This is a genomic window from Elioraea sp., from assembly GCF_051860475.1.
Lineage (GTDB): Bacteria > Pseudomonadota > Alphaproteobacteria > Acetobacterales > Acetobacteraceae > Elioraea.
This window is the reverse complement of record NZ_JBHYDW010000145.1, coordinates 1-10,410: the sequence shown is the minus strand read 5'-3', so window position 1 is coordinate 10,410 and position 10,410 is coordinate 1. Positions and strand designations below refer to the sequence as shown.

Genomic DNA, 10,410 nt, shown 5'->3' with positions numbered 1-10,410 from the left:
CCCCGGCTGGGCCCCCCCCCCGGGGGGGGGGGGGCCCCCCCCCCACCCTGGGGGGGGCCCCCCGTGGGGGGGGGGGTGGGGGGTCAGCCCTCACCTCCCCCCGAGTTCTTTCCCTATGGATTCCCTTCTCCTTCTCGAGCAGACGCTCAACGGTCTCACGCTCGGCGTGATGCTGTTCCTGATGGCGGCGGGCCTGACGCTGATCTTCGGCGTGATGGACGTCATCAATCTCGCGCACGGCTCGCTCTACATGCTCGGCGCCTTCGCCGGCGCGACGGTGACCGCGCGCACCGACTCCTTCGCGCTCGGCGTGCTCGCCGGCGTGGCGGCGAGCGCGGCGATTGCGCTGCTGCTCGAACTGACACTGATCCGACGCCTCTATGCGCGCGACCACCTCGACCAGGTGCTCGCCACCTACGCGGTGATTCTGATCGCCAACGAGTCAGTGAAGATCGTCTGGGGCCCGCAGCCGATCTTCCTCGGCACGCCGGAGGCGCTCGCCGGCAGCGTCGAGCTCATCCCGGGCGTGCCCTATCCCGCCTACCGCCTCGCGATCATCGGCGCCGGCATCCTTGCTGCACTGTTCCTGTGGTGGCTGATCACGCGCACGCGGCTCGGCATGCTGATCCGCGCCGGCACGACGCATCGCGCGATCGTCCAGGCGCTGGGGGTGAACATCCAGGTCCTGTTCGCGCTCGTGTTCGCGATCGGCGGCGCGCTTGCCGGGCTGGCCGGCGTGATGGCGGGTCCGCTGCTCGCGGTGCAGGTCGGCATGGGCGAGCAGATCCTGATCCTGACCTTCGTGGTGGTGGTGGTGGGCGGACTCGGCTCGGTGCGGGGGGCGATGGCGGGAGCCCTGCTGGTGGGGCTGGTCGATACGCTCTCGCGGGCGGTGCTGCCGACGCTGCTGCGCGGCATGATGGACCCGTCGGCGGCGGATCAGGTCGCGGCCAATCTTGGTGCGGTCGCGGTGTATCTGCTGATGGCGGTGATCCTGGCGATCCGCCCGCAGGGGCTGTTCCCGCGCCATGCGTGAGCCGGCGCCATGGCACGTGCGGCGCGGCTGGATCGCCGCGCAGATCGGGCTGGTTGCGCTGGTCGCCGCACCCTTGGTGCTGACCGCACTCGACCGCGGCTACCTGCTGCCCGTGCTGACCCGGATGCTGGCCTACGGACTGGCGGCCGCCGCGCTGGACTTCGTGCTCGGCTACGGTGGGCTCGTCAGCTTTGGCCATGGCGCGTTCCTTGGCACTGGCGCCTATGTCTCGGGGGTGCTGCTGCACCATGCGGGCCGGGGCACGCGTGTCCTGCGCTGGCCGTTCGAGCTCGGCGGCAGCACGGATGCGCTCATCGCCTTCCCGGCCGCTGCCGTTGTCGCTGGCATGCTCGCGTTCCTGATCGGCATGGTCAGCCTGCGCACGCGTGGTGTGCACTTCATCATGATCACACTTGCGTTCGCGCAGATGGTCTACTTCCTGGTCGTTGCGATCCCCGAGTACGGTGGCACCGACGGGCTCATGCTGCCTGCCCGTCATCGCCTGTTCGACCTGCCGCTCGACGGCGATCAGCCGCTCTACTGGCTTGCACTCGTACTCCTCGTCGGATTTCTTCTAATTGCGCAACGAACGATGGAAGCGCGGTTCGGGCTTGCGTTGCGCGGCGCTCGCCAGAATGAGCGGCGGATGCGCGCGCTCGGCTATCCGGTCTATCGCATTCGCCTGCTGGCCTTCACGGTTTCGGGCGCGGCAGCAGGGCTTGCGGGTGCGGTGCTCGCGAACCAGGCGGGGTTCGTCTCGCCCGACCTGCTGTCATGGCAGCGTTCGGGCGAGCTGATCATGATGGTGATCCTGGGCGGACAGGGAACACTGTTCGGACCTGTGCTCGGCGCGTTCGCGCTGCTGCTGCTTGAGGAGGAACTGTCGGCGGTGACCGAGCATTGGATGCTGGTGCTCGGTCCGGTCCTGCTCGCCTGCGTGCTGTTCTTCCGCCGCGGCCTCTGGGGCCCGAGCGCGGGGGCCCCCGCGCTGGGTCGCGCGGGTTTGGCGCGCCTCACCAGGGGCAACGGGGTGGGGCGCGCTGGCCGCAGTCGCGGACGTGTCGATCGATCTGATCTCGGGCGAATGCCACGCGGTGATCGGTCCGAACGGCGCGGGCAAGACCACGCTGCTCGCCATGCTTGCCGGCGAGATCGTGCCCGATGCGGGCTTCGTTGCCTTCAACGGCCGCGACGTGACGCGGGCCCGGCCCTCGCGCCGTGCGCTCGCCGGGCTCGGCCGGACGTTCCAGATCACCCAGCTCTGCCGCGAATTCTCCGCGCGGCGCAACGTCATGCTCGCGGTGCAGTCGCGCGTCGGCACGCCGTTCCACTTCCTGCGGCCTGCCGACGGTCTGGCGACGCTCGCTGCGCGGGCCGATGCTGCCCTGGTGACGGCAGGACTCGCCGAGCGCGCGCATGTGCCGGCGGGATTGCTGAGTCACGGCGAGCAGCGCCAGCTGGAGCTCGCGGTGGCGATGGCGATGCGTCCGCGCGTGCTGCTGCTCGACGAGCCGACCGCCGGCCTTGGTCCAGCCGAGACAGCCGAGATGGCGGCACGGCTTGCGGCGCTGAAGGGCAGGGTGGCGATGCTGCTGGTCGAGCACGACATGGACACGGTGTTCCGCCTCGCCGACCGCATCACCGTGATGGCCGAGGGACGGGTGATCGCGTCCGGAGCGCCGGAGATGATCCGCGCCGATCACGCCGTGCGCGAGGCCTATCTCGGCGAGGTGGTCGATGCTTGAGCTCGCCGGCGTCACCGCCTCCTACGGCGCGAGCCAGGTGCTGTTCGGCGTCGATCTCCGATTGCGCGCGGGCGAGGTGGTCGCCCTCGCCGGGCGCAACGGCATGGGCAAGACCACGACGATCCGTGCGATCCTCGGCCTCGTGGCGCGCTCGGGCAAGATCCTGCTGGACGGGCGCAACGTCGCCGCCGAACCGCCGCACCGGATCGCGCGCCAGGGGATTGGCCTGATCCCAGAAGGACGGCAGGTGTTTCCCACTCTCTCCGTGCGCGAGAACCTGGTGGCCACCGCGCGCGGCAAGGGCTGGGACGAGTGGCGCGTGTTCGCGCTGTTCCCCCGCCTCAAGGAGCGGGCGGCGCAGTCGGCGCGCACGCTCTCGGGTGGCGAGCAGCAGATGCTCGCGATCGGCCGCGCATTGATGACCAATCCGCGCCTGCTGATCCTGGACGAGGCGACCGAGGGGCTCGCCCCGCTGGTGCGGGCGGAGATCTGGTCGGTGCTCGGCCGGCTGAAGGACGAGGGTCTCTCCATCCTGGTGGTGGACAAGGACGTACGCGCGCTGGCGCAACTCGCCGACCGCTTCTCCGTCCTCCAGAAGGGCGCCGTGGCGTGGGAGGGCACGGGCGAGGCGCTGCTCGGCGACGAGCGGTTGCTCCACGGCATGCTCGGAGTGTGAGGATGGGCGATCCCGGATACGGCTGGCTCGAGAAGCAATACGCGACGGTCACGGCGGTGCCGGAGTTCCCGGCGATCGACGCGCGCTGGGCGAGGGCGATGGCGGCCGCTGTCGCGGCGCATCCGCCGCGCGTGGTGCCCTATGGCGAGGGCGAACGGCGCGCGATTGATGTCTTTCTGCCGACGGGTGTCGCTGATCCGCCCGTGCTGGTGTTTGTGCATGGTGGGTATTGGCAGCGCCGTCACCGCCGCGATACGGCCTGGATCGCGACGCCGTCGCTCGCGCGCGGCGTGGCGGTGGCGATGCCCGGCTATCCGCTCTGCCCAGAGGTCAGCCTTGCCGCACTGATCGAGGACGTGCGCATCGCCATCGGCACGCTCTGGCGCGAGGCATCGGCGCTCGGGCTCTCGCGGCGCTGGCTGGTGGGCGGGCATTCCGCGGGCGGGCATCTCGCCGCGACGGTGGCGGCGACCGATTGGGCGGCGCGGGGCCTGCCCGACCTGCGGTTCGCCGGCGTGCTGCCCTCCTCCGGTGTGTTCGAGCTTCCACCGCTGCTTGCGACCTCGCTGAACACGGCGCTGCGGCTCGACCTCGCCACGGCGACGCGGCTTTCCGCGTTCTACCTCGCCCCGCCGAAAGGACTGCGCGTGATCGCCGCGGTCGGTGGGGCGGAGAGCGCCGAGTTCCTGCGCCAGACCCACGGGTTCGCGCGGCGCTGGTCGCAGCAGGGTGCGGCGGTCGCCGCACTCGAACTGCCCGGCCGCAACCATTTCACCGTGCAGGACGCCTGGGCCGAGCCCGAGGGGCCGCTGTTCGCTGCCGCTTGGGGGCTGCTCAACGACGACTAATTGAGCACAAAGGTGTGCGACCGGATGACAGTGATCGGGTTGTTCTTGATCTTGTGGCGCCAGACGGCCCGCTCTGGACCAGGGATCTTCCCGTGCATGAGCCAGGTATTGGGCGTCCAGTAGTCTTCCTGCCAGAGGTCAACCACGACGGCATCCGCCCCGAAGTCCGTGATCGTGTTGGTCGTCGCCGGCAGCACCGGAACGTTGGGAAGGTTCTGGTCGCAGAGGATGCAGAAGGCGTGCCCAGGGATGAACACGCGGCACATCTTGGTATTCACCACGCCGTTCGAGGATGGCCTGTTCCGGATGGATTGATAGACTAGTTCTGCCTTCATGTCACAGTTGCCATGCTTCGTCTGCACCGTCATGGCGATGAAGTGCGGGGCTGGGTCGGTCGCCGTTCCCCAGTCGTTGTGTGTGGGCTGGATGGCGTAGACCTGCGCGACCGGCGTCGCATGATCCGTAAGCCCGAGCGCATCGGTGATGAGCGCTGTCCCTCGGTTCGCCGAGACCGCACCGACACACTCAGCAAGCTTGTCGATGGTCGCTTCAGCCAGAACGATGCGTTCCTCGTAGGACATGGCGACCTCACGGGATGCTGGACAGTAGCCTGAACGCCGCGCGCTCCAACATCGTCAGAATAGCACTCTACCGAGCGTTGAGCTATGATAATGAAAGTCGCACCGAGCGAATCCCAGCCCGCGCATCTCCGCCCACCCTCAGTGCCAGCGACCAGGGCTGATCGGCCAGGCGGGGCGGTGCCGTGACGGCCGGCTCAGCGCTAGGACCGACTGCCGCTGTCGACGTCCGCGCCGTGCGCATGGACTCCGTTCGCGGTCCCTGTCTGTTCGGGGCATCCTGCGCCCGATGGCTTCTGCATTCAGATCGACGCTACGTCGGCAGGCCGAGCTTCCGTTCCGCCCACGCATAGGCGCGGTACAGCTGCTCGACGAACAGGTTGCAGAGGAAGATCCGCACGAGGTGGAAGCCGAGCACCAGCGGAACGCCGAGATTGAGCACCTTGGCCGTGATCGCCATCTCCGGCAGCCCGCCCGGCGCGGTGCCCAGGATGGCGGCAGCGACCGGCAACCCGAACGCGAAAGCCACGACCAGTGCGACCAGCAGGCAGAGCAGCGCGAGCAGCCCGGTGGCGGCGACGGAGGCGAGCGCGAGGTGGCGCGAGCGCAGGATCAGGTCGCGGTTGATCCGGATCCCGAGCGACCACCCCATCAGGACCTGGGCGACGTCGATCAGCGGTCCGGGCACGCCCGAGAGCGGCCGGTCCAGCAGCGCCAGGATCAGCGAGACGCAGACCGGGCCGAACATCCAGGCATTGGCGATGCCGAATCGCCGCATCACGACGGCGCCGGCCGTGGTCGCGACGAACAGCAGCGGCAGCAGATGCCACGACAGCGGCACCGGCACGAGGCTGAACACGTCCACGCCGGGCTCGACGAAGGTGAACAGCAGCGGCGGGAAGGTGAGCACCACCAGCACCATGCGCAGCGTCTGGATCAGCGTCACCGTCGGCACCGACAGGCCCGCGCGCGCGGCGAGCACCACCATCAGGATGATTCCACCCGGTACGGAGGCGTAATAGGCGGTCTTGGTGTCGATCCCGGCGATCCGCGCGGTCATGCGGCTCGCCGCGGCGCCGGCGATCATGGAGCCAAGCCCGGCCAGGATCAGTGCCGGCAGGCTGCCGATCAGCGCCCGCAGCACCGGCGGGGTGTAGGTCTGGCCGAGCGCGGTACCGAGGACGAGCATGGCGACGGGCCGTGCGATCGCGGGCGCAGCCACCTCGCGTCCGGTGAAGGCGATCGCCGCCGCGGCCACCATCGCGCCGATCATCCAGGCCAGCGGCACGTGCAGCAGCTGCGCCGCGTAGCCGCCGACGATTGCGGCCGCGAGCGTGCGCGCCTGGATCGAGAGCAGCCGTGCCGAAGGGACGGGCACGCTCAGCGTGCCGCGCCGGACCCCGAGAAGGCGTTGAAGGTGATCAGGGTGAAGGTGTCCTTCACCCCGGGCAGCCGCTGCACGGTCTCGGTGACGAACAGTCCCGGATCCTGGTCGGGCTGGAGGTAGAACTTGCCGAGCAGGTCGTACTGGCCCGAGATGGAGTAGATCTCGCTGACCTCCTCGATCCCGTCCACGGCCTCGCGGGCGGTCTCGTAGGCACGGCCCATCTCGCACTTGATCAGGACGAACAGCGGTCGCATCGGGGGTCTCCTTCGCTCGCGGATGCTAGGTGCAGGCGATGGGCTTCACAACCCGAGCGTAGCCTGCGTGTTGCGTGGCGCAGGCGGACCGGAGAGACTTGCACATGGCCAACACCACTCCACGCGACGTGCGCGGTCGCCCCGCCACTGGCCGCATCTGCCCGAGCGCATGATGATGCAGCAGGCCGAGCGCTGCCGTCAGCGTGCGTTCACCGGGGCGTGTCTCTAGCATGGACGGCCCCGCGCCGCTGCGCCTGGGCATCGGCCAGCCGGTCCGACGCGTTGAGGATCCGCGCCTCCTCCGCGGCCAGGGTCGTTTTGTGGACGATCTGGCGTGGCCGGGAACGCTGCATGCGACCTTCGTGCGCTCGCCGCATGCGCATGCGCGGATCTCGGCGCTGGATGCGGAGGCGGCACGCGCCGTGCCGGGTGTGGTCGCGGTCGTCACCGGAGCGGAACTGCGCGCGGCCGGGCGAGGCAGTCTCCCCTGCAGGCTTGCCTACGCCGGCGACGATGGCAGGCCGGTGCGGTTTCCGCCGAGGCTTGCCCTGCCGCATGACCGTGTGCGGTTTGTCGGCGAGGCGGTGGCAATGGTGGTGAGCGAGACGCTCGCCGCCGCGCGCGACGGCGCCGAGGCGGTCGCGATCGACTGGGACCCGCTCGACCCGGTGATCGGCATCGCGGCCGCGCGCCACTCGGCGCCGATCCATGAGGAGATCCCGGGCAACCGCGTGCATCGCTGGCAGGCCGGTGACGCGGCCGCGACGGAGCGTGCCTTCGCCGACGCCGCGCACAGCATCTCGGTGCCGATCCGGATCAACCGCGTTTCGGTCGCGCCGCTGGAGACGCGGGGCGCGATTGCCTCCTGGGACGCGGCACTCGGTCGCTGGACCCTGCTTGCCGCAACCCAGGGCACCACCGAGGCGCATAGTGAGCTCACGCGCGATGCGTTCGGTGTGCCCCCGCAGGCGCTGCGCATCGTCACCCCCGATGTCGGCGGCGGGTTCGGCATGAAGAACCACGCCTATCCCGAGCACGTTGCGCTCATGCACGCCGCGCAACGGCTCGGGACGCCGGTACGCTGGCAGGCCGAGCGCACCGAGGCGTTCACCGCCGATAGCGCCGGGCGCGACCATGAGATCACCGTCGAGCTCGCGCTCGACGCGGAGGCGCGCATCACCGCGACACGCTGGACCTGGGCCGCCGATCTCGGCGCCTATTGCGTCGGGTTCGGCCCGGCGATCAGCACGATCGGCGGGCCGCGCATCGTCGTCGGCCCCTACACGATCCCGACATTCCACATCCGCAGCGAGGGCTATCTCACCACCACCGCGCCGATCGACGCCTATCGCGGCGCTGGCAAGCCGGAGGCGGCCTATGCGCTGGAAGTGGCGGTGGACGCCGCGGCCGCCGCGATCGGCATGGATCCGGCCGAGCTGCGCCGACGCAACCTCGTCCCGGCCTCGGCCATGCCCTATCGCACATCGACGGGCCAGACCTACGACAGCGGCGATTTCGCTGCCGTGATGGAGCGTGCGCTGGCACTTGCCGACCGCGCCGGCTTCGCCGCCCGTCGCCGCGCCTCGGAGGCGCGCGGGATGCTGCGTGGCCTCGGCTTCGGCGTCTATGTCGAGCCCTCGGGCTTCCGCGACAACCGCGTGCAGGTGGCCTTCGATCGCGATGGCGGAGTGACGGTCACGCTGAGCGCCGTGTCCAATGGCCAGCCGCACGAGACCGTGTTCGCGCAGATCCTGCACGACCGGCTGGGCGTGCCCTTCGAGCGCATCCGCGTGGTGCAGGGCGATTCCGACGTCACCGGCTACGCCTCTGGCACGGCCGGGTCGCGCACGCTCACCGTCACCGGCGTCGGCCTTTACCGCTGCGCCGAGGCGATCGAGGCGAAGGGGCGCCGGATCGCCGCCAATCTGCTGGAGGCCGCCGCCGAGGACGTGGTCGCCGATCGCGGCGTGTTCCGGATCGCCGGCACCGACCGGGCGGTTGGCATCGCCGAGGTCGCGACCGCCGCCTGGAACCCCGAGATGGTCCCCGAGGACGAGAGCCTCGGGCTCGAAGCCTCCGCGCACCCGACCCAGCGGGTGCCGAATTACCCGAGCGGCTGCCACGTCGCCGAGGTGGAGATCGATCCCACCACCGGCACGGTGCGGCTGGAGCGCTACACCGCCGTCAACGATTTTGGCGTCGTGGTGAACCCGCTGACGCTGCGCGGCCAGGTGACGGGTGGGATCGTCCAGGGTGTCGGCCAGGTGCTGCTCGAGGACATGACCTACGACCCGGAGACTGGCCAGACCGCCACCGCCAGCTTCATGGACTACGCGCTGCCGCGCGCCGACGACCTGCCCGACATCGACTGGGAGACGGTCGAGGTCCCCTGCGCCACCAACCCGCTCGGCGTGAAGGGATGCGGCGAGGCGGGCTGCGCGGGCAGCCTGCCGGCGGCGATGAACGCGGTCTCGGACGCGCTGCGCTCGGCAGGGGTTCCCGAGCAGGTGGTGCCGCTGCCGATGCCCTGCACGCCGGAGCGGGTCTGGCGGGCGCTCCGGCGGGTGTGCTGATACGCTTTGTCACGTGCTACGCGACTTCGTGACCTGTCGGGAGATTGTTCCCGTCCCGGCGAGATGTCATGTAGAACGCGACGTTCCATGGGGGTCCCACGTCGATGCGGACGGCATCGCAACTCGTGATTGTCGCCGCGCTGGCCGGGCTGGGGGCCGGCTGGGTGGCGTATGGCGATCGGCTGGGCCTGCCCGATCTGCGCGGCCTGATCGGTCTGGAGCCCTCCGCGAACGCCGGCCCCCGCGCCGGCGGGCCGGGCGCCCGCGTGCAGGTCGCGACCGCGCCGGTGCGCCAGGCGCCGGTGGTCGAGCGGATCGAGTCGATCGGCACGGCGCGGGCGCGCGAGGCGATCACCGTCACCAGCCGGGTCTCCGGCATCGTCGTCGCCATCAACTTCGAGGAGGGGCAGGCGGTCGACGCGCGGGATGTGCTGCTCGAGCTTGACCGCTCGCAGCAGGTCGCCGCCCATGACCGTGCCCGTGCCATGGCCGACGATGCGCGCACGCGGCTGAACCGCGCGCGCCAGCTCCGCGCCACCCAGGCCGTGGCCGAGGCGCAGATCGACCAGCTCGAAGCCGCACTGCGACAGGCCGAGGCCCAGGTGCGCGAGGTGGCGGCGAAGATCGAGGAGATGAAGATCATCGCCCCCTTCGCCGGGCGGGTCGGGCTGCGACAGGTCAGTCTCGGCGCGCTCATCCAGCCTGGGGCGGTGGTGACCACGCTCGATGACCTTTCGCGCCTGCGCGTCGAGTTCGCGGTGCCTGAGGTGTTCGTCGCCCGGCTCACCACCGGCCAGCGTGTCGACGCGACCAGCCCCGCGTATGGCGAGCGGCGCTTCCAGGGCGAGGTCACGGTGGTCGATACCCGGATCGATCCGGCGACGCGCTCCGTCCGCACGATCGCCGAGTTCCCCAACCCCGACGAAAGCCTGAAGCCGGGCCTGTTCCTCAACATCGCGCTCACGCTTGCCGAACGTCCGACCGCGCTGCTGATCCCGGAGGAGGCGATCGACCCGGTCGGCGACCGCGCCTTCGTGTTTGCCGTGCGCAACGGCCGCGCGGTGCGCCAGGAAGTCAAGCTCGGCACGCGGGTGCGCGGCGAGGTCGAGGTGCTCGAAGGGATCGCGGCAGACGAGCAGGTGGTGGTGCGTGGGCTGCAGCGCCTGCGCAACGGCGTGCCGGTGCATGTGGTTGACGTGCTCCGGCGCCCGGTGAGCTGAGACCAGCTGACGGAGCGCAGGCCGATGGTTCTCTCGGACGTCTCGATCAAGCGGCCCGTCTTCGCGACCGTGATGTCGCTGCTGCTGGTGGTA

The 10,410-nt window shown here is 70.3% G+C and carries 9 protein-coding genes and 1 pseudogene; 7 read left to right on the top strand and 3 right to left on the bottom strand.

The features are described from left to right. The first annotated feature begins 115 nt into the window (after positions 1 to 115). The 5 genes and pseudogenes from ACTIFU_RS19540 (at position 116) to ACTIFU_RS19520 (ending at position 4,305) form a co-directional block, all read left to right on the top strand. Entirely contained in the window at positions 116 to 1,036 is a 921-nt protein-coding gene (locus ACTIFU_RS19540) for a branched-chain amino acid ABC transporter permease (RefSeq protein ID WP_439579993.1), read from the top strand. Beyond that, a pseudogene (locus ACTIFU_RS19535) lies at positions 1,029 to 1,958 on the top strand (branched-chain amino acid ABC transporter permease); the annotation flags it as partial. The gene ACTIFU_RS19540 and the pseudogene ACTIFU_RS19535, both read left to right, overlap by 8 nt. Before the next feature lie 136 nt (positions 1,959 to 2,094). Beyond that, a complete protein-coding gene (locus ACTIFU_RS19530; RefSeq protein WP_439579992.1) occupies positions 2,095 to 2,781 on the top strand; it encodes an ABC transporter ATP-binding protein in 687 nt (228 codons plus the stop codon). After that, the gene (locus ACTIFU_RS19525) at positions 2,774 to 3,457 is read left to right on the top strand and encodes an ABC transporter ATP-binding protein (protein WP_439579991.1); all 684 of its coding nucleotides are present in this window, start codon (positions 2,774 to 2,776) and stop codon (positions 3,455 to 3,457) included. The genes ACTIFU_RS19530 and ACTIFU_RS19525 overlap by 8 nt, the downstream gene beginning before the upstream one ends. Before the next feature lie 2 nt (positions 3,458 to 3,459). After that, positions 3,460 to 4,305 (top strand): alpha/beta hydrolase, encoded by an 846-nt coding sequence (locus ACTIFU_RS19520; protein ID WP_439579990.1) that lies wholly within the window; start codon positions 3,460 to 3,462, stop codon positions 4,303 to 4,305. Here ACTIFU_RS19520 and ACTIFU_RS19515 read toward each other — a convergent pair. From ACTIFU_RS19515 to ACTIFU_RS19505, 3 genes are all read right to left on the bottom strand, one after another. Continuing rightward, the gene (locus ACTIFU_RS19515) at positions 4,302 to 4,886 is read right to left on the bottom strand and encodes a hypothetical protein (protein ID WP_439579989.1); all 585 of its coding nucleotides are present in this window, start codon (positions 4,884 to 4,886) and stop codon (positions 4,302 to 4,304) included. The genes ACTIFU_RS19520 and ACTIFU_RS19515 overlap by 4 nt on opposite strands. Positions 4,887 to 5,196: 310 nt before the next feature. Then, positions 5,197 to 6,261, bottom strand: a complete 1,065-nt coding sequence (locus ACTIFU_RS19510) for an AbrB family transcriptional regulator (RefSeq protein ID WP_439579988.1) — start codon at positions 6,259 to 6,261, stop codon at positions 5,197 to 5,199. Between the two features lie 2 nt (positions 6,262 to 6,263). After that, complete coding sequence (locus ACTIFU_RS19505) at positions 6,264 to 6,524, bottom strand: Lrp/AsnC ligand binding domain-containing protein (protein ID WP_439579987.1); 261 nt, start codon at positions 6,522 to 6,524, stop codon at positions 6,264 to 6,266. A gap of 230 nt (positions 6,525 to 6,754) precedes the next feature. Between ACTIFU_RS19505 and ACTIFU_RS19500 the strand changes: the two genes are divergently transcribed. Continuing rightward, complete coding sequence (locus ACTIFU_RS19500; protein ID WP_439579986.1) at positions 6,755 to 9,097, top strand: xanthine dehydrogenase family protein molybdopterin-binding subunit; 2,343 nt, start codon at positions 6,755 to 6,757, stop codon at positions 9,095 to 9,097. Between the two features lie 104 nt (positions 9,098 to 9,201). Beyond that, on the top strand, positions 9,202 to 10,317 hold the full coding sequence (locus tag ACTIFU_RS19495) for an efflux RND transporter periplasmic adaptor subunit (protein ID WP_439579985.1): 1,116 nt from the start codon (positions 9,202 to 9,204) through the stop codon (positions 10,315 to 10,317). Positions 10,318 to 10,410: the final 93 nt, after the last annotated feature.

What these genes read in the sequence shown, in the direction of transcription:
- ACTIFU_RS19505 (WP_439579987.1), bottom strand. Translation starts at nt 6,524, where the DNA reads ATGCGACCGCTGTTCGTCCTGATCAAGTGCGAGATGGGCCGTGCCTAC.
- ACTIFU_RS19540 (WP_439579993.1), top strand. Translation starts at nt 116, where the DNA reads ATGGATTCCCTTCTCCTTCTCGAGCAGACGCTCAACGGTCTCACGCTC.
- ACTIFU_RS19525 (WP_439579991.1), top strand. Translation starts at nt 2,774, where the DNA reads ATGCTTGAGCTCGCCGGCGTCACCGCCTCCTACGGCGCGAGCCAGGTG.
- ACTIFU_RS19495 (WP_439579985.1), top strand. Translation starts at nt 9,202, where the DNA reads ATGCGGACGGCATCGCAACTCGTGATTGTCGCCGCGCTGGCCGGGCTG.
- ACTIFU_RS19500 (WP_439579986.1), top strand. Translation starts at nt 6,755, where the DNA reads ATGGACGGCCCCGCGCCGCTGCGCCTGGGCATCGGCCAGCCGGTCCGA.
- ACTIFU_RS19515 (WP_439579989.1), bottom strand. Translation starts at nt 4,886, where the DNA reads ATGTCCTACGAGGAACGCATCGTTCTGGCTGAAGCGACCATCGACAAG.
- ACTIFU_RS19520 (WP_439579990.1), top strand. Translation starts at nt 3,460, where the DNA reads ATGGGCGATCCCGGATACGGCTGGCTCGAGAAGCAATACGCGACGGTC.